This is a genomic window from Kitasatospora sp. NPDC059327, from assembly GCF_042752535.1.
Classification (GTDB): Bacteria; Actinomycetota; Actinomycetes; order Streptomycetales; family Streptomycetaceae; genus Kitasatospora.
The window spans coordinates 213,578-238,748 of sequence record NZ_JBHYYB010000004.1 but is presented as its reverse complement, the minus strand read 5'-3'; the positions used below and the strand labels follow the sequence as shown (position 1 = coordinate 238,748).

The following is a 25,171-nucleotide window of genomic DNA, read 5'->3' as shown; positions in this document are numbered from 1 at the left end:
GGCGCCCGGCACGGGGGCCCGGCCGCGCGGCCGCCGCGCCCGGAACGCGTCCCGGCCGGCGATCAGCACCACCAGCTCGGCGGTCCAGACCACGGAGGTGGGGACGAACACCGCCGCGCCCGTGACGGTGACCTGCTGGTCGAGGGCCTTGCCGATCACGTACGCGACCGCCACGAACAGGCCCAGCAGCGCGTTCAGCGCGCAGAGCAGCACCGTCCAGCGCCAGGCGGTGCGCCGGCCCCGGCGCAGCCCGTTGACCAGCAGGGCGATGAGCGCCAGCGACAGCAGGACCTGCCACCCCGGTTCGCCCAGCCCCCTGGTCTCCCCGACCGGGCCGCGGCCCGGCACCAGCCAGACGACCAGCAGGATCGCCGCGATCAGGACCAGGCCGGCCACCGCCAGCAGCCGCCACTCCCGGCGGCTGAGCCGGCCGGAGGTCCGGGCCGCTCCCGGCACCCGCAGCCAGTGGGTCGCCGCCAGCCCGCCGGCGACCGCCAGCGCGTGCTCCAGATCGTCCAGCCCTCCGACGTAGAGCAGGGACACGCCCGCGTAGGCGGCCAGGCCCAGCCGCAGCCGCTGCCGCCACGGTGAGGCCAGCGCCGCCGAGGCCACCGCGCCCGCGCACAGCACACCCGCCGAGATGCCGACGTCGATGTCACCGGCCAGGTCCTTCGCCCAGCTCCACGCGGTGTGCCGCAGGGCGAACAGCAGCAGGGCCGCCAGCAGCACGGCGCCGAGCTGGCCGGCGACCGTCACCGCGGCGGTCCGGCGGGTCCCGATCCGGGCCTCCGCGAGACCGCAGAGCAGGACGACGCCGACGAGCACCGGGAGGTAGTCGATCGGCGTCGCGCAGAACAGCGGCCCGGTGGCCAGGGTCCACCAGCGCCCGTGCTCGAACGAGGGCAGGCCGTACGCGACGTCCGGGTACCAGGACCGGTCGGACACCGCGTCCCACAACCCGCCGACGCCCAGCCCCAGCAGCAGGAGTACCGCGGCGGTGGCGACGGTGAAGGGGAAGCGCCGCAGCACCGTCACGACCGCGGGCAGCACGTGGCGCCGCCGTCGCGGCTCTGATTCTCCCGGCACCTCGCACCTCCGCACGGTGTGGCCGACCTCACCCCCACCTCGGGCCCGGAGCCTCCTCGCTCAGCGTATCGGGATTCGGCGACCGGGGCCGGGCGAGCCCGTCGGCCCGCGTGCGACGGGCGCCGGACCGCGGCGAGGGGCTGCCGGCCGGCCGGGGCGACGGGGCGCCCGGCCCTCGATAGGCTGGTCGGGGCCCGCGGCGCGGGTCGCGTGCCGGCCGCGGTGAGCCTGCCGGCCGCGGGCGGACGGGGGCGCCCGGACGGCGTGACGGGAGGACGACCGATGACCATCGACCCGGTGGCCCCGGGCCCGGCCGGAGCCGGCGGCGGTTACGGGGAGTCCCTCTTCGAGCCGTGGCAGCCCGGCGAGGGCGAGCGCATCGACCTCGGCTCGCTCGCCTACGACCACGTCACCCGGGCCCGACTGCGCGCCCTCGGGGTCGGCCCGGAGGTCCGCTGCTGCGACGTGGGGGCCGGCACCGGCACCGTCGCGCGCTGGCTGGCGACGGCCGGCGGGGCCGGCGAGGTCCTCGCCGTCGACCGGGACACCCGCTTCGTCGACCCGTACGCGGGTGGCGCGCTGCGCACGCTCACGGCCGACATCACCGCGCCGGACTTCGACCCCGGCCGCTTCGACCTGGTGCACGCGCGCTTCGTGCTGATGCACCTGCCGGACCGGCACCGGGTGATGGCCGGGTTGCGGGACCTCCTGGCCCCGGGCGGGTGCCTGGTCCTGGGGGACCCGGTCGACCTCACCACGGCCGGCCCGCCCGACACCCCGTACCGGCGCGCGATGCGGGCGATGTGGCGCGCCCTGGGGGCGACCATCGGCACCGACATCAGCTGGACGCCCGACTACCCGCGGCTGCTGCGCGAGCTCGGGCTGACCGGGGTCGGCGCGGAGGTCTTCGTCCCGGCCCTGGTGCCGGACGCCCCGATCACCGCGTTCTGGCTGGACACCTGGGACCGCACCCGCGAGGCCATGCTCGCCACCGGCCTCGTCGACGCGGGAGTCCTCGACGAGGCCCGGGCGGCCCTGCTCTCGGGTACCGTCGCCGACCTCTCGCCCGGCCTGGTCACCGCCTGGGGACGGCTGCCCTGAGGGACCCGGCGCCGGTGCCCGCCGGACGGCTCAGGGCGCGTTGAACAGCAGCGGGAACCCGAGGGCCAGCCAGGGCCTGCGGCCCCAGGCGAGCACCTTGCCGCGGGCCAGCACGGCGAACGGGTTGCACCGGCCGAGGGCGAGCAGCAGGAAGGTCACCGGCTCGGTGAGGATCGTGCAGTCGGGCCGCGGTACCGGTTCGGGGGAGACGGTGGCGACGCCGTCGCGGAAGGTCACGGTGAAGCGGGCACCGCCGCGCACCCGCAGGTCGTAGCTGGCGGAGTGACCGGCGGCGGACCCGCCGTCGACCACCCTGGGCATGGCGGTCATCAGGAACGGCACGGTCAGGGCCACCCGGTGACGGTCGACCATGTGCGGCCGCCGCAGCGCCAGGGCCAGGTCGTAGCCGTGGCCGAGCATGTGGGTGAGCAGGTACGAGGCCAGCGTGGCGAGGTCCATCGGCCCGAGCGGGGTCAGCACCGGGGCCGACGCCGGCCGTCCGGCACAGGCCTCGGAGAAGGCGCGGGCGTGCCGGACGATCTCCTCGGCGAGGACCGCCGCGTCCCGTTCGGGGAAGGCGGCCAGCGAGGCCGCGTTGGCCGCGGCCAGGCTGTCCGGAGTCCCGTCCCCGTAGCCGCGCCGCTCACCGCCGGCCAGCGCGGCCATCAGGTCGTTGGCCAGCGCGAGGTGGGCCGCCGCCTCACCCACCGTCCACTCGGCGCCGGGGATCGGCCGGCCGCTGTCGGGGCGGTCGCGGAGCAGCACCGCGATGTCCTCCGCCACGCCGAGGACGGCGTCGAGGAGAGCGGCGGGCACGGGGTCCCGGGGGGCCTGGGCAGGGGTCATGGTGGTGAATCGTGGACCGGCCGAGCCCGGCTGTCCAGGGCTTCGACGGAGGAGATTACCGGCGAGTACGACCGGTGGCGCCGCCCGTGGCCGCGCGCGGGAGCGCGGGGACGGGCCCGCGCGCCGGCGACACGACGACGGCCCCGGTGCTTGGAGCGCCGGGGCCGTGGCAGTAGCGGGGACAGGATTTGAACCTGCGACCTCTGGGTTATGAGCCCAGCGAGCTACCGAGCTGCTCCACCCCGCGTCGGTGAACACCACTCTACGGCACGAACGGCGGCGGGCCGACCGGTTTCCCGGGCGGGCCGGTGGTCCGGGTGGTCGGCGTGGATCCGGCAGGCCGATCTCGGGTGCACAGGTAGGACATATCCGACATAAGGGATGTACTGCCGAGTCGGGGTGGCGAGCGTCACCCCGTCCCCGCGGTCGCCGCGTGCGGGGCGGCCCTGCCCGGGCCCGGCAGGCCGGGGCCCCGAAAGCACGGGCCGCAGGGCCCGTCCGGTTCGGGACCAAGGTCCTCGGTCCGGCCGACCTTCGTCCTCGTCGGGACCGGCCCGGAGCGGGCAACCGTGGACGGTCGCCCGGTGAGCCCGGGTGACGGGGCCGCCCGCCCGGGTGGCCCCGACTTCTGCCGTCTACCAGGCGTACGGAGTGCGGGAGCACCGCCGTACGCCCCGGAGGACCCGAATTCCATGTCCCGAACCATCGACAACGCCCCGTATACCGCCTTCCACCGGAGACTGGCCCTGGCCTGCTCCGGTGGGCCCCTGCTGGACGGCTACATCCTGAGCATCGTCGGCGTGGCCCTGATCGGGATGCGTCCCGAACTCGGCCTCTCCACCGCCGAGGTGAGCCTGATCGGCGCCGCGGCCCTGGTCGGCATGTTCGTCGGGGGCGCGCTCTTCGGCGTGCTGACCGACAAGATCGGCCGGGAGGTGATGTACACCGCCGACCTGTTGGTGATGGTGGCCTGCTCGGTGCTCTCCTTCTGGGTCGACACGGTGTGGGCGATCGCCGTGCTGCGCTTCGTGCTCGGTCTGGCGGTGGCGGCCGACTATCCGATCGCGACCTCGCTGCTCGCCGAGTGGCTGCCCGCCCGCGACCGCGGCCGGCTGCTCGGGCAGCAGATCGTCGCCTGGTACGCCGGTTCCGTCCTGGCCTATGTGACGGGCTATCTGTTCCTGACGATCGGCGGGCCGGGCAGCTGGCGCTGGATGCTGGCCAGCTCCGCCGTCCTGTGCGTGGTGTTCCTGGTGATCCGGCGCGGCTCGCCCGAGTCCCCGCGCTGGCTCGCCGCCCACGGGCGGGTCGGTGACGCGGTGCGCGTGGTCGAGAAGCACCTCGGGGTCCGGGTGGACGGCCGGGAGCTGATGCCGGACCCCGCCGAGGCCGGCCGTCCCGGCGGCCTGCGGCTGCTGATGACCCAGCCCTACCGCCGTCGCACGCTGTTCTGCGGCCTGTTCTTCCTCTGCCAGGTCGGCCCGCTGTTCGCGATGCTGACCTTCGGGCCGCAGATCCTCGCCTCCTTCGGGATGCCGGGCGGCACCGTGCTGGAGACGCTGGGCACCGGTCTGGTGAGCCTGGTCTTCCTGCTGGGCTGCTTCCCGGCCCTGCGGCTGATCGACACCTGGGGCCGTCGTCCGGTGATCATCTGGTCCTTCGCCCTGATGATCGTTCCGCTCGCCCTGCTCGGCGTCTGGCCCGCCGCTCCCGCCGCCGTCGCCGTCATCGCGCTCTGCGCCTACGCGTTCCTGTGCGGTGGGCCCAACGTGCTCGACTGGACCTACCCGAACGAGCTCTTCCCGACCGAGATCCGGGCCACGGCGGTCGGTGTCGCGACCTCGGTGAGCCGGATCGGCGCGGCCGTGGGCACGTACCTGCTGCCGCTGTCGCTCAGCGGGCTGGGCACCGGGCCGACCATGCTGATCGCGGCCGCCACCACGGCGGTCGGTCTGCTGGTGTGTGTCCTGTGGGCCGAGGAGACGCGCGGTACCGCCCTGGGCGCGGCGCGGGGCGCCGGGACCGCGGCGGGCGCGCCGGCCCGGCGCACGCCCGAGCCGGTGGGCTGAGGTCCGGCGCTTCCGTTCCGGGGGGCCGCGGCCCCGCCGTGCCCGCCGGTCGGCCCGCGAGCCCCGGTGCTCAGCGGGCCGGCCGGTGGGCGCCGGGGACGGGGGCCAGCCGGTAGCCGTCGCCGTGGGCGACGACCCGTCCGGCGGTGGGCGGGGGGAAGTGGGTGCCGAGGACCAGGGCGCCGGTGTCGGCGAGCGAGCGCAGCAGGGTCCGGCGGGTCGCCCGCGACCGGGTGGGGTCGATGTCCACGCAGCTGCCGATGGCGGGGTGGGCGAACTGGACCGGGTGGTGGACGCAGTCACCGGTCACGACGGCCGTCTCGCCGCCACTGGACAGCTGGACGGCCAGGTGGCCCGGGGTGTGGCCGGGGGTCGGCAGCAGTCGCAGGCCGGGAGCGACCTCGGTGCCGTCCGGGTCGAGGTCGACCAGGTCGAGCAGCCCGGCCTCCTCCACCGGGTGGACGGAGTCGCGGAACATCCGGCGGCGCGGCTCGTCCATCTCCTGGGCGGCCCAGTACGCGTGTTCGGTGCGTGAGGCGAGGTAGCGGGCGCGGGGGAAGGTGGGGTGCCAGGTGCCGTCGCCGTCGGTGCGGGTGTTCCAGCCGACGTGGTCGGTGTGCAGGTGGGTGAGGATGACGAGGTCGACGGCGCCGGGCGGGTACCCGGCGGCGGTCAGGCGGTCGAGGTAGTCGGTGTCGAGGTCGTGCCAGGCCGGGTTGGCCCGGGTCTTGCCGTTGCCGATGCCGGTGTCCACGAGGACCTTCAGGCCGTCGACGGTGAACGCGAAGGTGTGGCTGTCGAGCAGCGGGCGGCCGGTGGGGTCGGCGAAGTCGGGGGACAGCCAGGGCTGCCCGCGGACCACGTCGGGGGTGGCGTCCGGGAGGAGCCAGGGGCCGGTCTCGGGTGGCAGCGCGGTCTCGTCGATCCGGTGGACGGTGAGGTCGCCGACGGTCCAGCCGGGGGCGCCGGTGGGTGAGGTGTCGTGGGGGTCGGTGGGCGTGGTGCGCATGGTCCGGTGTGCCCTTCGTGCGGGGTGTCGTGCCGGTCGGCGGCGGCCGGACGGTCCGGGAGCGCGCGCTCTGCTGCTAAAGCTCTGTCTTTGCGTTAGTCGATCCTAGGGCAGGGGTCACCCCTAAAGCAAAGGCGTAGCGTTTAGGTCTGGCCGCCGCCGACCGGTCGATGGGGCGCCGTAGGTGACGACCCGTCCGCCCCGGCTACCGCAGCGCGGCGAGGTAGTCGAGCACGTCCGCGCGGCCCGTCGCCGGGACGGCGAGGGCGACGTGATGGTCCGGTCGGACGAGAACGAGGGCGTCGCCGGTGATCCCGTAGGACCGGCGGACGGAGCCGTCGGGGTCGTCGAGCGCCACCGCCCGGACGTCGTGGTCGGGCACGGCCCGCGCGGTGAGCGCGGGGCGGGCGCCCGGGCCCAGGCCGAGCAGGGTGAAGTGGTCGCCGGCGAAGTGGTCGAAGAGCCGCCCGGGCGTGCCGTCGGGGCCGGGGTGGACGGCGTCCGGTGCCCGGTCGCCGGCCCGAACCGGGCCGCCGAGGTCCGCGGCGGCGAGCCGGCTCCACGGGTAGCCGAGCGCGAGGCCGGTGAGGTCGCCCACCCGGCCGGCTTCGACGCCGATGCCGGGGGTGCTGAGGCCCTCGCCGACGGCGGCCATGCCAGCCGTGCTGACGTCGAGGGTCCACGCGGCGATCGGTCGCCGTTCCTCCTGGTAGGTGTCCAGCAGGGCCGGTGCGGCGAGACCGCGCGCCACGTACCCGAGCTTCCAGGCGAGGTTCCAGGCGTCCTGGATGCCGGTGTTCATGCCGAGCCCGCCGGCGGTCGGGTGCACGTGCGCGCAGTCGCCGGCGAGGAGGGCCCGGCCCGAGCGGTAGCGCTCGGCCACCCGGACGTTGACCCGCCAGGTGGAGAGCCAGGTGGCGGCGGTCAGCCGGAGGTCCGACCGGCCGGTGTGCAGGGCGGCCAGCCGTCGGAAGCTCTCCAGCGACGGGGGCACCGTCCGGCCGTCGGTGTCCGTCTCCGGGGTGGCCTGCAGCTGCCAGCGGCGGGTGCCCTCGAACGGGCAGAGCATGAACACGCCCTCCGGCCCGAACCACTGGTGCCAGGCGCCCCGGTCCAGCCCCTCGACCTCCACGTCGCCGCAGACCATCATCGGCTCCGGGTCGCCGTCCCCGACGAACGGGATGCCCAGCAGCTTGCGCACCGTGGAGCGGCCGCCGTCGCAGGCGACCAGGTACCCGGCGGCGATCCGCCCGCCGTCCGCGAGCCGTACCTCGACCCCGTCGCCGTCCTGCGTGAAGTCCACCAGCTCGGTGGCGAGTTCGACCGTCACCCCGTACCCGGCGAGCCGCTCGCGCAGCAGGCGCTCCACCCGGGTCTGCGGCAGCCACAGGCCCGCCGGGTACGGGACGCCGGCGCTGGGGCGGGCGTCGGCGAACGGCTCGGTCTCGTTGACGAACGCGCCGGCGAAGTACTTGCGGAACGGCAGGTGGGTGCGGCCCGCGGCCGCCAGCTGCTCGCCGATGCCCAGGTCGGCGAGGACCTCCAGGCTGCGCGGGTTGAGCGTCTTTCCGCGTGAGCCGGTGGGGAAGGCGTCCGCCTTCTCGATGATCCGGACCGCGACGCCCTGTCGTGCCAGCCCGCACGCCAGCGTCAGTCCGGTCGGTCCCGCCCCCACGATCACTACGGTCGTCATGGTGTGTCCGCCCTTCCGGTTGTCGGTGCACTCCATGAAACGGCAACCGGGTAAGAAATGCAACCCGGTAACAAATTTATCCGGGTTATGATCGGGGCATGAGCCCGAGCGAACCGGACACGGGTCTGCGGACCCTCAAGAAGCAGCGCACCCGGCAGGCCCTCGCCGAAGCGGCCATCGCCCTGTTCCTCGACCGGGGGTTCGAGCAGGTGTCGGTGGCCGAGATCGCGGCTGCCGCCGAGGTGTCCAAGCCCACCCTCTTCCGCTACTTCGGCAGCAAGGAGGAGCTGGTCCTGCACCGCTTCGCCGACCACCTCGGCGAGGCCGGGCGGGTCGTGCGCGACCGCGCGGCCGGGCTCACCGCGCTGGACGCCCTGGAGCGCCACCACCAGGCCGGTCTGGCGGCCCGCGATCCCCAGACCGGACTGACCGACGACCCCGAGGTGCTGGCCTTCCTCCGGCTGGTCTACGAGACCCCCAGCCTCTCCGCCCACCTCTTCGACTACCTGGAGGCCGACACCCGCGCCCTCGCCGAGGCGCTGGACCCGGACGGGGCGGTGGCCGCCCGGCTGGTCGCCGCCCAGTACACGGCGGTGCGCCAGGTGCTGGCCCACGCCACCTGGAGCCGGCTCGCCGCAGGGCTGGACTTCGGCGAGGTCGCCCGGACGGCCGACGCCGAGACGGCCGAGGCCTTCGCCCTGCTGCGCGGCGGCGCCGCCGCGCACGGGTTCTGAGCGGGGCCGCGCGGGCGTGCGGCCGCCGGTCGGGAAGGGCGCCGCGGCGCGGCCCCGCTCAGCCGCGGCGGGACACGGCGACGCCGGCCAGGCAGAGCACGCCACCCACCAGGGTGAGCGGCGCGGGTGCCTCGCCGAGCAGCGCCCACGCCATCAGGACGACCAGGGTCGGCACCGAGTAGGTCGTCGCGCCCATGCGCGCCGCGGTCGTCCGGGAGAGCGCGTAGGCCCAGGTGGTGAACGCCAGCGCGGTCGGGAACAGGCCCAGGTAAACCACGTCGAGCGTCGCGGACGGCGGCGCCGCCGCCAGGTCCGACACCAGCCGCGGCGCGAACGGCAGGCAGGCCGCCGCACCGATCAGACAGCCGAACGTCGTCACCTGGAGCGCGGTGCCGTGCCGCAGGGCGGGCTTCTGGCTCACCACTCCCGCCGCGTAGGCCACCGCCGCGAGCACGCAGAGCGCGATCCCGAGCGCCGAACCGCCGTCCCCGTCCGACGTGGACAGACCCACCACGACCACCCCGGCGAGCGAGACCGCCATGCCGGCCACCAGCTTGGGCGGGAGCCCCTCACGCAGCAGCCGGCCGCCCAGCAGGGCGATCAGCACCGGGCCGATGCCGACCAGCATCGCCGCCGTGCCCGCGTCCACCTGGGTCTCGCCCCAGTTCAACGCGACCATGTACAGGCCGAACCAGAGCACGCCCGAGGTGACGATCCCCGGCCAGGCGGATCGCGGCGGCAGGCCCTCCCGGCGGTACAGCAGCAGTCCGACCAGCGCCACCGCCGCCACCAGCAGCCGCCCGAGCGCGAGCGACCCCGGCCCGAAGTGGTCGCCCGCGCTCCGGATCGCCACGAAGGCGGACGCCCACAGCACCACCGCCGTCGAAGCCGCCGCCAGTGCCTTGCCGTCCCTCGGGGCCACGCCCGTCGCTGAAAGGTCCATGCGCAGAAGCTACGGGCTCCACGGTTCGGCCCCCACCGAAATACCGGGCGGGCCGGGCGGGCGGCGCGACCCCGGTCAGGCGCCGTCGCCCCGGACGGTCGGCCCGGCGCCGCGCGTCTCGACGAACTGCTTGAAACGACGCAGGTCACCGCTGACCATGCGGTCCAGCACGCCCAGCTTGTCGGCGGCCTTCTCGGCGAACCCGGTGGGCTGGAAGTCCATGGTCATCCGGACCCGCGTGTGCGTTCCGTCGATCGCCTGCAGCGAGACCGTCCCGGTGTGCTTCACGTTGTCGCCGCTGGTGCGCCAGGACACCCGCTCGTCGGGGACCCGCTCGACGATCTCGGTCTCGAACTCCCGGGACAACCCGGCGATCTTCGTCCGCCAGTGGGCGCGCACGTCGTCCAGCTGTCTGACCTCCTCCACGCCCTCCATGAACTCCGGGAAGCGCTCGAAGCTCGTCCACTGGTCGTAGACGACGCCGACCGGCACGTCCACGTCGATCGACTCCTCCACCCTGCTCATCGCCGCACCCACCTCCATGTCGCTCGGGCTCGCTGCCGACCGCCGGTCTCCCGGGCGGGGGCCGCCGACGGCACCACCACGAATGTCCGTCCTCCGCTGGGCGACGGCAACCCAGGCCGGGCCCGGTGGTCCGGCCCGGCGGCCCGGGGCGGGCCCACCCGGCCGGGGCGGTCAGTGGTGCGGGCCGAGGACGACCTCGGCGACCAGACGGGCCACCGCCTCGGGCTGTTCCACCATCACCAGGTGCCCGCTGTCGGGGATCACCTCCAGGGTGACGGAGGGGCACGCCACGAGCGCGGCGTGTTCGGCGTCGGTGAGCCCGATCTCGTCCCGGTCGCCGCGCACCACCCAGGCCCGGGACCCGGACCCGCACAGCCGGGGCACCAGGTTGCCGTGCCGGTCCAGATAGGCGAAGTACTCGGCCATGGCCCGGCGGCAGAACGACGCGGAGTTCTTCCTCAGATCGGCGACCAGGGCCTCCCTGCGCCGTTCCGGCATGCTGTCGGCCAGCACCTTGGGCGTCAGCCAGAGCATCGCCGGCCAGGTCAGCGCGCCGAGCCCGGGGATCCGTGCGAGCGCGGTGGCGACCGCCAGTGCGGTGGACTCGTCCGGTCGCGAGAACGTGGGGGAGAGCAGGACCACCGGCCCGGCGAAGTGCCCGCCGCCCGCCATCTCCAGCGCGACGTTCGCGCCGACGCTGTGGCCGACCACGACCGTGCAGCCGTGCTCGACCGCGAAGGCGCCGGCGAGCGCCGCGTAGTTCTCCATCGACACGTCCTCGGGCGCGACCGTCCCCGCGTGGCCCGGGACGGTCGCCGCCACCAGCCGGATCGGCGCGTCGGCGAGGGGAGGGGCGGCCGTCATGTCGTCGTAGAAGGCCGTGCCGCACATCCCGCCGGGCAGCAGCAGCACCCGGTGCGGGGCGTCGGCCGGTCCGGACTCCCGGACCTCCCAGTCGTCGAACTGCGCTGTGCCGCCCACGGTTTGACCTCCCGGCTGGTAGCGATGGCCGGTATTCTTCCGCGCCGGCCCCCGCCGCTCGGCGACCTTGGGCCGAGCGTGGCATGTCGGACGGCGGGGCGGTGGCGGGTACGGGGTGTCCCGGTCGGCGAAGCGGGTGCGAGGGCGGGCCGGGTAATTCGGTTGCGCCGGTCGTGGGGGACGCTAGGCTGTCGATCGTTCTCGCCGCGGTGTCGCCGTGGCTCCACCGCCGCACTCGTGTGCCGTGGTGTGAGGACTGACGTGGAGAAGCAGAGGAGGTGTGTCCCGATGGTTGCCGCCGTGTCGCGGCGCGCCCTCGTGTGCGCGCCATACGCCTCTTCCCCTCGTCTTTCGCCCATCGGCTGACGACGCCTCACGACTGGCGCACCGGTGGGTCGTTCCTCAGGAGCCACCACAGTGCGCGAGCGCTTTTCCGACACCGATTCCTTCTCCCGTATGCGCGCCAAGGGCGCACCCCGCCGCGGCCGCCGGTCCGAGCGGTTCGACGACCACGAGCCCGAGGCCGCGTTCCAGGAGGCCTTCGGGCCCGGGTTCTCCGGCCCGGGCGAGCACGACACCTACGACACCCATGCCGAGCACCTCGGCCACGACGAGTACGACGACTACGTCGGCTACGACGAGTACGACGAGTACGACGACTACGGCAAGGACGACGAGGCGGCCCACGCGGCCCCGGCCGGCGACGGCCCGGCCGGGGGCGACCGCTGGTCGACCTGGGACCAGTCCACGCCCACCGAGAAGGGGCCCGAGCCGCGCCCTGCCTGGGTGGTGACGGAGCTCGCGGCGGTCGACACCGAACTCGGGCTGGTGAAGACCGGCAAGGAGGCCGATGTCTTCCTCCTCGAACGCGGTGTGCCGGGTACCGACCGGCGCACGCTGATGGCGGCCAAGCGCTACCGCGACGCCCAGCACCGGATGTTCCACCGGGACTCCGGCTACCTGGAGGGGCGCCGGCACAAGGAGTCCCGGATCGCCCGGGCGATGGCCAAGCGCACCGCGTTCGGCAAGGAGGCCATCGCCGGGCAGTGGGCCGGTGCCGAGTTCACCGCCCTGTGCCGGCTCTGGTCGGCCGGCGTGGCCGTCCCGTACCCGGTGCAGATCACCGGTACGGAGATCCTGATGGAGTTCGTCGGCGACGAGAACGGCACCGCCGCGCCGCGCCTCGCGCAGTTGCGGGCGGAGGAGGCGGACGTCGAGGACCTGTGGGCGCAGCTGGGCCGCAGCCTGTCGCTGCTGGCGGCCGACGGCTACGCGCACGGGGACCTGTCGGCGTACAACATCCTGGTCCACGGCGGCCGGTTGGTGATCATCGATGTGCCGCAGATCGTGGACGTGGTCGCCAATCCGCGCGGACGCGCGTTCCTGGAGCGCGACGTGCGCAACGTCGGTGCCTGGTTCGTGTCCCGGGGCCTGCCGGAGCGGCGGGTCGGCGAACTCGTCGAGGCCCTGGAGTTCGACGCGCGCCTGGGGTGAGCGGAGCCGGAGCCGGTCGGCCGGCTGCCCCGGGCCCACCCCGGTCGGCCGGGTCCCCGGCCCCGCCCGCCCCCGCCCGTGACGGCGGGGGTGGTGGGCGCCCGCTTCACACGGACGGCCCACCGGGCGTGCGGGCGCTCCCGCGGTGACGGTGAATGGCGAGGTGCATGCCCCCGCGGCGTGGTGGTCGGTCGCGCGGCCGGGGTCGGATCGCCGACGATCGCCGACCGAGCAGACCACCGAGGAGTCGAGCGTGTACTACAGCAGCGGCAACTACGAGGCGTTCGCCCGTCCGCGGCGGCCGGAGCGGTCCGAGCGGGTCAGTGCCTGGTTCGTCGGGGCGGGGCTGGCCTCGCTGGCCGGGGCGGCGTTCCTGGTGCGGGACGCGCAGGTGCCCGGTGAGCGGATCACGGTCCTGGAGCGGCTCAGACTGCCCGGCGGCGCCCTGGACGGGATCAAGGAGCCGAAGAAGGGCTTCGTGATCCGGGGCGGGCGGGAGCTGGAGGACCACATGGAGTGCCTGTGGGACCTCTTCCGCTCCGTGCCGTCGCTGGAGATCGCCGGGGCGTCGGTGCTGGACGAGTTCTTCTGGCTGAACAAGGACGACCCGAACCGTTCGTTGCAGCGCGTCACCGAACGCCAGGGCGAGGACGCCGGTACGGACGGGCTGTTCGGTCTGAACGACCGTGCTCAGAAGGACCTCGTCAGGATCTTCCTCGCCACCCGTGAGGAACTGGAGGGCCGGCGCATCGACGAGGTGTTCGGCCGGGACTTCCTGGACAGCAACTTCTGGCTGTACTGGCGCACCATGTTCGCGTTCGAGGAGTGGCACGGCGCGCTGGAGATGAAGCTGTACCTGCACCGCTTCGTCCACCACGTCGGGGGCCTGCCGGACCTGTCGGCGCTGAAGTTCACCAAGTACAACCAGTACGAGTCGATGGTGCTGCCGCTGACGCGCTGGCTGCTGGACCAGGGGGTGACGTTCCGCTTCGGCGTCGAGGTGACCGACCTGGACTTCGACCTCACCCCGGGGCGCAAGCGGGCGACCCGCCTGCACTGGACCGAGGACGGCCGCCGGGGCGGCGTCGATCTGGGCGAGGACGACCTGGTGTTCACCACCATCGGCTCGCTCACCGAGAACTCCGACAACGGCGACCACGGCACCCCGGCCCGGCTGGACGAGGGGCCCGCGCCGGCCTGGGACCTGTGGCGCGCCATCGCGGCCAAGGACCCCTCCTTCGGGCGCCCCGAGGTGTTCTGCGGCAACATCGCGCAGAGCAAGTGGGAGTCCGCCACCGTCACCACCCTGGACGGGCGGATCCCCCGCTACATCCAGAAGATCGCCAAGCGGGACCCGTTCAGCGGCCGGGTCGTCACCGGCGGCATCGTCACCGCCCGGGACTCGGCCTGGCTGCTCAGCTGGACGGTCAACCGCCAGCCGCACTTCAAGCAGCAGCCCGCGGACCAGATCGTGGTGTGGCTCTACTCGCTGTTCGTGGACCGGCCGGGCGACTTCGTCAACAAGCCGATGCAGGAGTGCACCGGCGAGGAGATCACCCGGGAGTGGCTGTACCACCTCGGGGTGCCGGTCGCGGAGATCCCCGAACTCGCCGCCGACGCCGCCCGCTGCGTGCCGGTGATGATGCCCTACGTCACCTCCTTCTTCCTGCCCCGGCGGGCCGGTGACCGCCCCGCCGTGGTGCCGGACGGCGCGGTGAACTTCGCGTTCATCGGGCAGTTCGCTGAGACGAGCCGGGACTGCATCTTCACCACCGAGTACTCCGTCCGCACCGGGATGGAGGCGGTCTACCGACTGACGGGCGTCGAGCGCGGCGTCCCGGAGGTCTTCAACTCCACGTACGACATCCGGGCGTTGCTGGCCGCCGCGAGCGTCCTGCGGGACGGGGCCGAACTCGATCTCCCGGGCCCGGCGTTCGTCCGCAAGCGGCTGATCCACCGCCTGGAGGCCACCGAAGTCGGCGAACTGCTCCAGGAGTTCGACCTCATCAAGGAGGAGGAGCGGCCGTAGCGCCCGGTCGCCCGCCGGCCGGGCGTCGGGCGGGGAATCCTCGCTGCAAACGCAACGGATTTGCTTTAGTCGGCCGTAGAACCTACGTTCGGCTAAAGCAAACTGTTAGCTTTTGGGTGGGGCCTTTCGTGACCCCCGTCCCGATCAGGAGAGGACCTTCGTGTCTGCCGCCGAACTCACCCCCCAGGAGGCGGCCCGCTGGGCCGCCCGGGCCGGACTTCCGTTGCCCGCCGACCGGCACGCCGCGGTCGCGGCCACCGCCGAGCACCTCCACTGCGTCGTCGCGGTCCTGCGGGAGCTGGACTTCGCGGACACCCCTCCCGCCGTCGTCTACCGGGCGGGAGGGGAGCGGTCCGATGCGGCCGTATGAGCTCTCCCTCGCCGACGCCGCCGACGCGATCCGCGCCCGCCGGCTGTCCCCCGTGGAGCTGGTGGACTCGGTCCTCGACCGCGTCGGGCAGGTGGAACCCCGGCTCGGCGCCTATGCCACGGTCGGCGCGGAGCAGGCCCGCCGTGCGGCGCGCGAGGCCGAACGCGAGGCGGCACGGGGGCACTTCCGGGGGGCCCTGCACGGCATCCCGATGGGGCTCAAGGACCTGATCGACGTGGCCGGCACGGCGACGGCGGCCGGCTCCCGGGTGCGCGCCGGGCACCGTGCCCGGGAGGACAGTACCGTCGCGGCGCGGCTGGCTGCGGCCGGCGCGATCCTGGTCGGCAAGACCCACACCCACGAGTTCGCCTACGGCCTGACCACCCCGCAGACCAACAACGCCTGGGACCGCGGCCGGGTCGCCGGCGGGTCCAGCGGCGGCTCCGCGGTCGCGGTCGCCGCGTGCGCGGCGACCTTCTCGCTGGGGACCGACACCGGTGGGTCGATCCGGGTGCCGGCCGCGCTCAACGGGGTCGTCGGCCTCAAGCCGACCTACGGTCTCGTCCCCCGGCACGGCGTCACGTCGCTGTCCTGGTCGCTGGACCACGTCGGCCCGATCGCCCGCACCGTCGAGGACGCGGCGATGGTCCTGACCGCCCTCGCCGGGCACGACCCGCGCGACCCCGCCTCGCTGGCCGCGCCCGCCGTGGACTACCGGCCGGGTCCGGAGACGGACCTGACGGGGTTGCGGGTCGGCATCCCGCGCACCTACTACTTCGACCGGCTGGACGCGGAGGTCGAGACCGCCGTCCGGCGCGCCGTCGGGGAGTTGGAGGAGCTCGGTGCGGAGCTCGTCGAGATCGACATCCCGATGACCCGCTACATCCAGGCCACCCTGTGGGGGCTGGTGGCGCCGGAGGCCACCGCCTACCACGAGCGCACCCTGCGGACGGTGCCCGAGCTGTACCAGGCGGACGTCCGGATCCTCCTGGAGGCCGGGGGGCTGATGAGCGCGGGGGACTACCTGCGGGCCCAGCGCTCCCGGACCCTGATGCGGGAGGAGTGGGCCCGTGTGCTGGAGACGGTGGACGTGATCGCCGCCCCGACGGTCCCGACGACCGCGACGGGGGCCGGCCAGGCGACGCTGACCTGGTCCGACGGGACGACCGAGGGCGTCGCCGACGCTCTGGTGCGGCTCTGCGCCCCCGCCAACATCACCGGGGTGCCCGCGCTGTCCGTCCCGGTCGGCCACGACGCGGCGGGCCTGCCGATCGGGATGCAGCTGCTCGGGCGGCCGCTCGGGGAGCGCGTCCTGCTGCGGGTCGGGCACGCCTACGAGCGGTCGCGGCCGGTGCGGGCGCTCGCGCCGGTGGGCTGAGGGTGCCGCGCGGGCCGGTGGCGACCCGGCCCGCACGCCCGGCCGGCCCCGGGGTGCGGGGGTGTGCGGCGGGGTGCGGGGTGCGGGCGAGGTCCGGGGTACCGGACTGCGCGCCTTAAACGCAACGGGTGTGCTTTAAGGTGATGTCATGAGTCGCAAGCAGATGGTCCGCCCCGGCGGGCGCAGTGCCCGGGTGCAGGAGTCGGTGCACACCGCCGTGCGTGAACTCCTGGCGGAGGTGGGCCGCGACGCGCTGACCGTGCCGATGGTCGCCCAGCGCGCCGGGGTGACCCCGTCCACGGTCTACCGCCGCTGGGGCGATCTGCAGGAGCTGCTGTCGGACGTGGCGGTGGAGCGGCTGCGGCCCGACGCGGAGCCCGAGGAGCACGGCGACCTGCGGTCTGACCTGACCGCCTGGGCCGAGCAGTTCCTCGACGAGATGGCGTCCCCGTCGGGGCGTGCCTACGTTCGCGACGCCCTGCTCGGTGACCCGGACGGCGGCAACGCCGGTCGGTGCTCGGCCTACGCGGCCGAACAGGTCGAGGTGGTGCTGGCCCGGGCGGGCGCCCGCGAGGAGGGCGTTCCCGACGTCGAGACGACCATGGACCGGGTCGTCGCCCCCCTGATGTACCGCATCCTCTTCCGTCCGGCCGGTCTTGACGCCGGGTACGCGCGCGGGCTGGTCGCCGATCTGCTGGGCGCGAACGGTCGATAGGTCGGCGGGTGTCGTTCGCCGGGGGCGGGGCCGCGTCCGACGGAATAGTAGCCATGGACATAGTAGCCATGTACTCTATTTTCATGAGCAAGGGTTCACCGGGTCCCACGCCCGGCTTCCTGGTGTGGCGGCTCGCCAACAAATGGCGTGTCGCGGTCGATCGCGCCGTGGCCCCACTGGGCCTCACCCACGCGCAGTACTCCCTGGTCGCGTCGCTGTACGGGATGCAGCGCGCCGGGGAGCGGCCCAGTCAGCGCCGACTCGCCGATCACACCGGTCTGGAGGCGCTGTACGTCTCCAAACTGGCACGCGCGCTGGAGTCGGCCGGCCTGATCGAGCGCACGCGCGATCCCCGTGACCCGCGCGCCGTCCAACTCGCCCTCACCGAGCAGGGGCAGGCCGTCACCCGGCAGGCCGTCGACGTGGTTCAGGAGCTGCTCCAACAGTTGCTGCAGCCGCTCGGGGGCCTCGACGCCGCCCGCACGCGGGCGTTCACCGCGGAGCTGACGGCCCTGCTCGACGCACCTCTCGCTCCAACCGTCGCGCACGACCAGAGCACTCCGGGGAGAACACCATGACCAGCACCGCCGCCACCGCACCGGCCGCCGACGCCCGCGTCCTCGGCCTGGCCCACTACGCCGCCCGCGGCGTCCTGGAGCACGTCCTGGCCGGGCACGGCATCACCTTCCAGCAGCAGGTCGCCCTGCGCGCCGCCGTCAACGCCGACGCCCCGCAGACCGAGGACCGGCTCGCCGCCCAGGTCCAGGGCGCCGTCAAGGCCGATCCCGCCGAGGTCCGCGCCACCCTCGACGCACTGCTGGCCAAGGAGCTGCTCGTGGCGGACGGCGCGCACCTGCGCCCCACCGACGCGGGGCGCGAGCTGCTCGCCGCCGTCGGCGCGGCCACCGCCCCCGTCACCGCCCGGATCTGGGGCGGGATTCCCGCCGAGGACCTGGCCGCCGCCGGCCGCGTCCTGGCCCTGGTCACCGAGCGTGCCGACGCCGAGCTCGCGGCGCTGGCCGCCTGACCGGCTGCCTGACTGGCCGGTCGGCCGGTCGGCCGGTCCGCCGGACCGTCCGTCGGGCGGGGGGCTCAGTCCGTCGCGACCGGCAGCAGGCCGCGCTCGGCGAAGACCTTCTTGGCGACGAAGGTGGCGTTGAGGGCCTTGGGGAAGCCGCAGTAACCGGCGGAGTGCAGCAGGGCCTCGACGATCTCCTCGGGGCCGAGGCCGACGTTGAGGGCGGCGTTGACGTGGACGTCCAGCTGGGCCTCGCAGCCGCCGAGCGCGGTGAGCATGCCCAGGGTCACCAACTGCCGGTCGCGCGGTGCCAGCCCGGGCCGCCGGTAGATCTCGCCGAAGCCCCAGGCGACGATCTGGTGGCCGAGTTCGGGGCTGATGTCGGCCAGCGAGTCGACCACCCGCTGCCCGGCCTCGCCGTCGATGCGGGTCAGCACCTCCAGACCGCGGTCGTAGCGGTCCTGGCGGGTCTCGGCGGTGTTCGCGGGAGTGCTCATGGGGGTGCTCCGTTTCCGGCGGCGCGTCGGCGCCCGCTCGTCCTGTGCGGTTCTGTCACGACCGTAGAACCTTGAGCGCACTCGAACTCAACCCCACGGGCCGACCGGGGTACGTCCCCGCTCACCCGCGCCTGCCCCGGGGGCCCCGGGGCAGGCGCACGACGGCCCGTCGTCGCCGCGGCCGTCCGGGGCCCGCTCTGCTCCCGGCGGCTCCCCCCCGTTCGCGGTCAGCTCCGTGCGAGGAGTTCGAGGGTGTCGATGACGCGGTTGGAGAAGCCCCACTCGTTGTCGTACCAGGCGACCACCTTGACGTGCCGGCCGTCCACCCGGGTCAGCGCGGCGTCGAAGATCGCGGACGCGGGCTCGCCGGTGATGTCGCCGGAGACCAGCGGCTCGTCGGCGTAGTCGAGGACGCCCTTCAGCCGGCCGTCGGCGGCCTCGCGGTAGGCGGCGAGGATCTCGTCCCGGGTGACCTCGCGGGCCACCGTGGTGTTCAGCTCGACGAGCGAGCCCACCGGGACGGGCACCCGGATCGAGTCGCCGGACAGCTTGCCGTCGAGGTTCGGGAGGACCAGGCCGATGGCCTTGGCGGCGCCGGTGGTGGTGGGCACGATGTTCACCCCGGCGGCGCGGGCCCGTCGCAGGTCCCGGTGCGGGCCGTCCTGGAGGTTCTGCTCCTGGGTGTAGGCGTGCACCGTGGTCATGAACCCGTGCTCGATACCGGCCAGTTCGTCCAGGACCGAGGCCAGCGGGGCCAGTGCGTTGGTGGTGCACGAGGCGTTCGAGACGATGACGTGCTCGGCCGGGTCGTAGGCGTCGGTGTTCACCCCGAAGGCGAGCGTGACGTCGGCGCCGTCCGAGGGGGCGCTCACCAGGACCCGCCGGGCGCCCGCCCCGATGTGGGCGCGGGCGGCCTCGGCCGAGGTGAAGCGGCCGGTGGACTCCAGCACCAGCTCGACACCGAGCTCGGCCCACGGCAGGGCGGCCGGGTCGCGCTCGGCGAGGACCTTGATGCGGTGGCCGTCGACCACCAGGTCGGTGCCGTCGACCGAGACCGGGCGGTTGAGGCGCCCGAGCGAGCTGTCGAACTTGAGCAGGTGGGCCAGCGAGTCGGGTGCGGTGAGGTCGTTGACGGCGACCACTTCGAGGTCGCTGCCGCCGCGCTGGAGCAGGGCGCGCAGGCTGTTGCGTCCGATGCGACCGAAGCCGTTGATGGCGATGCGGGTCATGGTGTGGTCATCCCTTCCGTTCGTTTCGCTCTCCATGCTCGGCGTTCGGCCGGCGCGCCGACAGGGGCCGGATCGACAGGGTGCGCAAGTATCCCGCCACAGTTGTCGCCACCGCCCGCAAGGATCCCGCCGGACCGGCCGGCGGCCGCCGCGATGGGACCGGCGCCGAACCGTCCCCGGCGCGGGCGGTCAGGAGAGGCCCGGGCGGTCAGGAGGCCGGGGCGGCGAAGGTGTGGCGGTACTCCGTCGGCGAGGTCCCGAGAATCCGGTGGAAGTGCAGCCGCAGGTTCGCCCCGGAGCCGAGCCCCACCCGGTCCGCGATCTGCTCCACCCCCAGGTCCGTCCGCTCCAGCAACTCGCGCGCCAGGTCCACCCGGGCCCGCAGCACCCACTGCATCGGCGTGTAGCCGGTGTCCTCCACGAACCGCCGTGAGAACGTCCGCTCGGAGACCCGCGCGGCCCCGGCCAGCGTCGCCAGGGTCAGCGGTTCGGCGAGGTGCGCCAGGGCCCACTCGCGGGTGCCGGCGAACAGGTCACCGAGCGGCTCCGGCACACTCCGGGGGACGTACTGCGCCTGGCCGCCGCTGCGGTACGGCGCGGCCACCAGCCGCCGGGCCACATGGTTGGACAGCCCGACCCCGTGGTCACGCCGCACCAGGTGCAGGCACAGGTCGATGCCCGACGCCGCGCCCGCCGAGGTGAGCACCGCGCCCTCGTCCACGAACAGCACGTTCTCGTCCACCGACACCAGCGGATGCTGCTCCGCCAGGGCCTTCGTGTAGTGCCAGTGCGTCGTCGCCTTCCGGCCGTCCAGCAGCCCCGTGGCCGCCAGCGCGAACGCCCCGGTCGAGATCGCCGCCAGCCGCGCCCCCCGGTGGTGCGCGGCCACCAGCGCCTCGACCACCGCCGGCGACGGCGCGGTGGTCGCCGGATCCCGGTACCCGGGCACGAAGACGGTGTCAGCCTGCTCCAGGGCGTCGAGCCCGTCGGCCACGTGGTAGGCGAGCCCGTCTCCGCCGGTCACCAGCCCGGGCGCCGCTCCGCACACCCGCACCTCGTAGGGCATGCTCGGCCGGTGCGAGAACACCTGTGCCGGAATGCCGACGTCGAGCGGCTTCGCACCCTCCAGCACGAGCACGGCGACACGGTGATTCCTGCGAGCCATCGGACTTCCTCCCTGTCAGCGGCCGGGCCGGGCCCACCCGGCCCGGCCGCTCCCTGCCACCAGCATCCGGCCGGGTCCGGCCCGGCCGTTCCGTCAGCCGGCCGTGATCGCGTACGGCGGCTCGTCGCCCCGGGCCACCGCGAGCAGGTTGTCCGCCGCCATGTCGGCCATCCGCCGGATCGCCTGGGTGCTCAGGTAGGCGCAGTGCGGTGTGACCAGCAGCCGGTCCGGAACGAACTCCAGCAGCCCGTAGGGGTCTTCGGCCGGGTGCGGGGTCGGTTCGGCGTAGTACCCGTCGATCGCGGCGCCGGCGATCAGGCGCTGGGCCAGCGCGGCGCGCAGCGCCGCCGGGTCGACCAGGTGGGCGCGCGCGGCGTTGACCAGGAAGCCGTCGGAGCCGAGCGCGGCCAACTGCTCCGCGCCGACCACCCCGTCGTTGACGCCGGGCTCGTGCGGGAAGTGCAGCGACACCACGTCGGCGGCCTCGAACAGCTCGTCCAGCGAGGAGACGGCCGTGTACGGCAGTTCGTCCAACTCCGGCCGGTGGGTGCGGTTCCAGTACAGCACCTCCATCCCGAAGGCGGCGTGTGCCATCCGGGCCACCTCGCGGCCGATGTGCCCCATACCGGCCACCCCGAGCCGGGCGCCGACCAGCGACGGGGTCGCGTCCTCGCTCCACACCCCGGCCCGCACGCCCGCCACCCGGCGGGTCACCCCGCGGACCAGGTCGAGCATCTGGGCGACGGTGAACTCCGCGACCGCCACCGCGTTGGCGTGCGGGGTGTAACTGAACCGGGTCGGCGAGCCGCCCTCCGGCAGCTCCATGAAGGAGCCGTAGCCGGTCCCCATGAAGCAGGCCACCGCGAGGTCCGGCAGCTGCCCCCAGGCGCGTCCGGACATCACCTCCGAGCCGCCCAGCACGTAGCCCCAGGCACCGCGCAGCGCCTGGACCACCTTGTCCTCGTCCAGGTCGCCGGGGAGGGACTCGACGGTGAACCCGCCGGCCTCCAGCCTGCGCACCACGCGTTCCGGGAACGTCGCCCCCGTCACGACCACCCTGCGACTCTCCATGCCCGGCTCCTCGGTTGTCTCGTTCCCTCGGCACGGTCGACCCCCGGCGGTGCCGTGTCCGCCACCCTAAGGGTCTTCGCTCCCGGAGCCCGCGTCCCGCGGGTCGGTCCCGACCGGCGCGGCCGGGGACGCGGCGGATCCCACGGGCCGTCAGGCCGTCGTCGTGCGACGGCTCCTGTCGCACGACTGTGCCCGCCGCCCGGCGGAGGCCGGACGGGGTCAGCAGCCCTTGGCCGGCTGGTTACGGACCACCAGGGTGTCGCTGCCGGTGGTGGCGTCCAGCCAGACCACCCGGGTGCCCCGGTCGGCGGCCGGGTGGAACTGGGTGCCGCGGTTGCAGGAGAACCGCACGGGCGCGCCACCGGTGAGCGGCAGCTGGTAGAGCTTCGGCAGGTCGGCGTTCGACCAGCTGCCGCTCGGCCGGGGGCCGCGGTGCTGGAAGGTCACGGCCTGGTCGGTGGCGGTGAACGCCAGGTTCGCCGGGGTGTACGGCGAACCGGCGGACAGCAGTTCGCTCTCGCCCGAGCCGTCCAGGGCGCCGGACCGGAGGGTGTCCCCGCCCGAGGCCGGGTCGGCCGCGGCCCGCAGCCAGAGCAGCCGGCCGCCCGCGAACGCGGGGGAGGAGAGGACCGGCCGCGCGGCGCCGTCGGGGGTGCTCAGCGGGTACTGCGCGGTGACCCGGCCGGTGGCGATCGAGTAGACCGTCGCCGCCTGGAGGGTCGTCTGCCCGGCCGTCCAGCTCTCGATCCAGCCGAGCCGGCCGTCCTTGAAGGCGAGGGACGACGCGGTGAACGGCGAGACGCCGTGACCCTCGGGCATCGGGATCTCCACCGGCGGGGCCCCGTCGCGGGAGAGCCGGACCGAGGACCGGTCGGTCTCGCCGTCACGCACCACGAAGGCGATGTCCGCGCCGGAGATCCGCACGTCGACCGGCGACTGCGTCGAGGACTTGAACACGCTGCGGACCGGGCCGCCGGACAGCGAGCGGGTCAGCACCTCGGTGCCCCAGGAGCCGGTGGCGTCGATCCCGATCGCCAGCCAGACGGCGGACTTGCCGTCGGTGGCGGCCCAGCCGTGCATGCGGTCGTCGTCCGGGCTGAGCCGGGTGGGCGTACCGGAGTTGGTGGTGGAGCCGGTGTACAGGACGAACCCGCCCTTGCCGTTGGGGTCGGTGTCGCCCATCACCCAGTGGCCGCCGCCCGCGGCCGGCCCGGTCGGGGCGTAGGCGCCGGGCAGCAACGGGCGGCTGTCCGTGTCGATCCGGCTCTGCCAGCCGGTCCGGATCCCGTGGGCGTCGAACGCCGCCGCGACCGAACGGAGTCGGGCCCGGTCGAGGTTCAGCGCGCGGCCGGCGGCGAGGACGGCGTTGCGGCCGTCGACGAAGTCGTCCAGCGGGGTGAGGTACTCGGCGAGCGCGCGGTAGACCAGCCGGTCGGCGGTGAGCGGGTCCAGGGTGCGCCGGATGTCCCAGAGCGCGCCGCTGAAGATGGTGGAGTTGAGGTGGACGCCGCCGTTGTCGAGGTCGAGCCCGGCGCCGATGTAGTCCTTCACGGTGGTGCGGCGGTCGTCCAGCCGGCGGTTCGCGCACTCCTCGGGGGTGCCGGTGCGGCACAGGCTCTCGCCCATCAGGGCGGCCTTCGGGTCGGTCATCGCGAGGCCGCGGGCGGTCACCTCGATGGCGTTGCCGAAGTAGTCGGCCAGCGCCTCGTTCATCGCACCGGACTGCCCCGAGTACTCCAGGTCGGCGGTGTGCTGGATGACGCCGTGGGTCATCTCGTGACCGGCGACGTCGAGGGCCACGGCGAACTGGCGGTGCTTGGCGTCGCCGTTGCCGTAGACCATCTTCCGCCCGTCCCAGGAGGCGTTCGGGAAGGGGGCACCGCCGTTGCTCACGTTGACCACGGAGGTGATCGGGCTGCCCTTGCCGTCCAGGCCGTCCCGGCCCAGCCGGTCGCGGTAGAAGTCGTACACGGTACCGGCGTTGAGGTGGGCGTCGGTGGCGCCGCTGGTGCCGGTGGCGGCCGGGAAGTCCGGGGTCGGGGAGCCGACCGGGAGGGCGTCGGCGGGTATGCCGCCGAACTCCCGGACGTCCCGCCCGGCCCCGTCGTAGGTGGAGATGGTGGCCGGCCGGGTGAGGTCGACGAGCTGGTAACTCGCGTCCGGCTGACGGGCGATGTTCACCCCGACGGTACGGCCGAGCAGGTCGGGCGCGGTGCCGGTGGCGGGCTCCGCGGTGGATCCCGCCGGCGCGGCGGCGGCCGCGGTACGGCCGGTGCCCGTACCGACACCCTCGGCCCGGTACGGGCCCTGGGCGTCGTGGGCGAGGGCGACCACGCCGCGCACGGCGTCCACGTAGACCTCGCGGACCAGCGGGCTCCCGGTCGCCGGGTCGGTGGCGCGCACGACGAAGTGCTGGGCCAGCCGCCCCGCGCCGCCCGGCAGGACGACCGGGCCCAGGTCCTCGGCGGTGGCCCCGGACCGGGCGCGCGGGTCGGTGAGCGACTCCAGCGCGATCCGGCGCAAGGTGGCGGCCGGCACGGCCGGGGTGGTGGGCGCGGTCAGCCCGGTGAAGTACTTCCCGCCGACCGACTCCACCCGTTGGCCCGCTCCGGACCGGACGAGCCGCACCAGGTACTGTCCGCCGAGCACCGGCACCCCGCCGTGGAGCTGCTGGAACCTGACGGTGTCCCGCCCCTCGGCCGTGCGCTCGACCGCGAGTTCGGCCAGCTGCCCCGCGTCGATCCGGTACCGGTCGGGGTTGGCCGCGAGATGGGCCCGGGCCGCCTCGGCGGGATTGCCGGGCGCCGGGTCGGACAGCCCGGTCACCAACCGCGGGGTGGCGGTACCCTCGCCGGCCACCAGGCCGGGGACGGGATCGGGCTCGGCCGTCGGGCCCGGCGGCCCGCCCGGCGCGGCCAGGGCGGGCGAGACGGACAGGGTGAGCGCCAGTGCCAGGCTCAGGGCGGCGCCCGAGCCGAGCGCCCTGGCGGTGGGACGGGAACGGTGGTGCACGGCGGTCCTCCACGGAATCGGAATCGGGATCGACAGCGGTGAGTGCGCTGCGGGAGCGGCGATGTGACGCCGGATCACCCGATGCTCGATCGTGGACGCCCGGCCCGTCCAGGCCGGCGGGCGAAAGTGCGGCGGGGAGCGGGAACCCCTGCACATCGGCCTGCTCGCCGCGTGTACCAACGGGCACGAACCGCCGGTGGGCCCAG

General features: G+C 74.4%; 21 protein-coding genes, 1 tRNA gene and 1 pseudogene. 10 read left to right on the top strand and 13 right to left on the bottom strand.

The genetic code is table 11. The annotated features are described in order from the left end of the window. Window positions 1-1,086 (bottom strand): annotated as a pseudogene (locus ACFXHB_RS04695) (hypothetical protein); the annotation flags it as partial. Window positions 1,087-1,368: 282 nt separating this feature from the next. On the opposite strand from ACFXHB_RS04695, the gene ACFXHB_RS04690 reads away from it, so the two are divergent. Continuing rightward, a complete protein-coding gene (locus tag ACFXHB_RS04690) occupies window positions 1,369-2,187 on the top strand; it encodes a class I SAM-dependent methyltransferase (protein WP_380572035.1) in 819 nt (272 codons plus the stop codon). 30 nt (window positions 2,188-2,217) lie between these two features. On the opposite strand, the gene ACFXHB_RS04685 is transcribed toward ACFXHB_RS04690, so the two are convergent. After that, window positions 2,218-3,033, bottom strand: coding sequence for a maleylpyruvate isomerase family mycothiol-dependent enzyme (locus ACFXHB_RS04685; RefSeq protein WP_380572033.1), 816 nt, complete (start codon window positions 3,031-3,033; stop codon window positions 2,218-2,220). A 173-nt stretch (window positions 3,034-3,206) separates the two neighbouring features. Beyond that, window positions 3,207-3,280 (bottom strand) — tRNA-Met (locus ACFXHB_RS04680). Between the two features lie 445 nt (window positions 3,281-3,725). Between ACFXHB_RS04680 and ACFXHB_RS04675 the strand changes: the two genes are divergently transcribed. Next, a complete protein-coding gene (locus ACFXHB_RS04675) occupies window positions 3,726-5,102 on the top strand; it encodes an MFS transporter (protein WP_380572031.1) in 1,377 nt (458 codons plus the stop codon). Between the two features lie 70 nt (window positions 5,103-5,172). On the opposite strand, the gene ACFXHB_RS04670 is transcribed toward ACFXHB_RS04675, so the two are convergent. Together ACFXHB_RS04670 and ACFXHB_RS04665 are read right to left on the bottom strand one after the other, a co-directional pair. Beyond that, complete coding sequence (locus tag ACFXHB_RS04670; protein ID WP_380572029.1) at window positions 5,173-6,111, bottom strand: MBL fold metallo-hydrolase; 939 nt, start codon at window positions 6,109-6,111, stop codon at window positions 5,173-5,175. Window positions 6,112-6,316: 205 nt separating this feature from the next. Beyond that, window positions 6,317-7,804: an FAD-dependent monooxygenase gene (locus ACFXHB_RS04665; RefSeq protein WP_380572028.1), complete on the bottom strand. Its 1,488-nt coding sequence runs from the start codon at window positions 7,802-7,804 to the stop codon at window positions 6,317-6,319. 98 nt (window positions 7,805-7,902) lie between these two features. Here ACFXHB_RS04665 and ACFXHB_RS04660 point away from each other — a divergent pair, with 98 nt between their 5' ends. After that, window positions 7,903-8,538: a TetR family transcriptional regulator gene (locus ACFXHB_RS04660; protein WP_380572027.1), complete on the top strand. Its 636-nt coding sequence runs from the start codon at window positions 7,903-7,905 to the stop codon at window positions 8,536-8,538. Window positions 8,539-8,596: 58 nt separating this feature from the next. On the opposite strand, the gene ACFXHB_RS04655 is transcribed toward ACFXHB_RS04660, so the two are convergent. The 3 genes from ACFXHB_RS04655 to ACFXHB_RS04645 form a co-directional block, all read right to left on the bottom strand. Beyond that, entirely contained in the window at window positions 8,597-9,481 is an 885-nt protein-coding gene (locus ACFXHB_RS04655) for a DMT family transporter (protein ID WP_380572026.1), read from the bottom strand. Window positions 9,482-9,556: 75 nt separating this feature from the next. Then, window positions 9,557-10,006 (bottom strand): SRPBCC family protein, encoded by a 450-nt coding sequence (locus tag ACFXHB_RS04650; protein ID WP_380572025.1) that lies wholly within the window; start codon window positions 10,004-10,006, stop codon window positions 9,557-9,559. 171 nt (window positions 10,007-10,177) lie between these two features. Further along, the gene (locus ACFXHB_RS04645; protein ID WP_380572024.1) at window positions 10,178-10,987 is read right to left on the bottom strand and encodes an alpha/beta fold hydrolase; all 810 of its coding nucleotides are present in this window, start codon (window positions 10,985-10,987) and stop codon (window positions 10,178-10,180) included. Between the two features lie 417 nt (window positions 10,988-11,404). Here ACFXHB_RS04645 and ACFXHB_RS04640 point away from each other — a divergent pair, with 417 nt between their 5' ends. The 7 genes from ACFXHB_RS04640 (at window position 11,405) to ACFXHB_RS04610 (ending at window position 18,000) form a co-directional block, all read left to right on the top strand. After that, window positions 11,405-12,481: a serine protein kinase RIO gene (locus ACFXHB_RS04640; RefSeq protein ID WP_380572023.1), complete on the top strand. Its 1,077-nt coding sequence runs from the start codon at window positions 11,405-11,407 to the stop codon at window positions 12,479-12,481. A 253-nt stretch (window positions 12,482-12,734) separates the two neighbouring features. Beyond that, the gene (locus ACFXHB_RS04635; protein ID WP_380572022.1) at window positions 12,735-14,510 is read left to right on the top strand and encodes an oleate hydratase; all 1,776 of its coding nucleotides are present in this window, start codon (window positions 12,735-12,737) and stop codon (window positions 14,508-14,510) included. 160 nt (window positions 14,511-14,670) lie between these two features. After that, a complete protein-coding gene (locus ACFXHB_RS04630; RefSeq protein WP_380572021.1) occupies window positions 14,671-14,880 on the top strand; it encodes a hypothetical protein in 210 nt (69 codons plus the stop codon). Continuing rightward, window positions 14,867-16,258, top strand: coding sequence for an amidase (locus ACFXHB_RS04625; RefSeq protein ID WP_380572020.1), 1,392 nt, complete (start codon window positions 14,867-14,869; stop codon window positions 16,256-16,258). The genes ACFXHB_RS04630 and ACFXHB_RS04625 overlap by 14 nt, the downstream gene beginning before the upstream one ends. A 148-nt stretch (window positions 16,259-16,406) precedes the next feature. Then, the gene (locus tag ACFXHB_RS04620; RefSeq protein ID WP_380572019.1) at window positions 16,407-16,973 is read left to right on the top strand and encodes a TetR/AcrR family transcriptional regulator; all 567 of its coding nucleotides are present in this window, start codon (window positions 16,407-16,409) and stop codon (window positions 16,971-16,973) included. A gap of 83 nt (window positions 16,974-17,056) precedes the next feature. After that, a complete protein-coding gene (locus ACFXHB_RS04615) occupies window positions 17,057-17,551 on the top strand; it encodes a MarR family winged helix-turn-helix transcriptional regulator (RefSeq protein WP_380572018.1) in 495 nt (164 codons plus the stop codon). After that, window positions 17,548-18,000, top strand: coding sequence for a MarR family transcriptional regulator (locus tag ACFXHB_RS04610; RefSeq protein ID WP_380572017.1), 453 nt, complete (start codon window positions 17,548-17,550; stop codon window positions 17,998-18,000). Before ACFXHB_RS04615 ends, ACFXHB_RS04610 begins: the two co-directional genes overlap by 4 nt. A gap of 65 nt (window positions 18,001-18,065) precedes the next feature. Here ACFXHB_RS04610 and ACFXHB_RS04605 read toward each other — a convergent pair whose 3' ends face one another. From ACFXHB_RS04605 to ACFXHB_RS04585, 5 genes are all read right to left on the bottom strand, one after another. Further along, entirely contained in the window at window positions 18,066-18,488 is a 423-nt protein-coding gene (locus ACFXHB_RS04605; RefSeq protein ID WP_380572016.1) for a carboxymuconolactone decarboxylase family protein, read from the bottom strand. A gap of 227 nt (window positions 18,489-18,715) precedes the next feature. Continuing rightward, entirely contained in the window at window positions 18,716-19,717 is a 1,002-nt protein-coding gene (gene gap, locus ACFXHB_RS04600) for a type I glyceraldehyde-3-phosphate dehydrogenase (RefSeq protein ID WP_380572015.1), read from the bottom strand. 208 nt (window positions 19,718-19,925) lie between these two features. Beyond that, window positions 19,926-20,882 carry a GlxA family transcriptional regulator gene (locus ACFXHB_RS04595; protein WP_380572014.1) on the bottom strand — a complete coding sequence of 319 codons (957 nt, stop codon included), beginning with the start codon at window positions 20,880-20,882 and terminating at the stop codon, window positions 19,926-19,928. Window positions 20,883-20,975: 93 nt separating this feature from the next. Further along, complete coding sequence (locus ACFXHB_RS04590) at window positions 20,976-21,953, bottom strand: 2-hydroxyacid dehydrogenase (RefSeq protein WP_380572013.1); 978 nt, start codon at window positions 21,951-21,953, stop codon at window positions 20,976-20,978. 219 nt (window positions 21,954-22,172) lie between these two features. Next, on the bottom strand, window positions 22,173-24,965 hold the full coding sequence (locus ACFXHB_RS04585) for a M4 family metallopeptidase (protein WP_380572012.1): 2,793 nt from the start codon (window positions 24,963-24,965) through the stop codon (window positions 22,173-22,175). Between the last annotated feature and the right edge of the window lie 206 nt (window positions 24,966-25,171).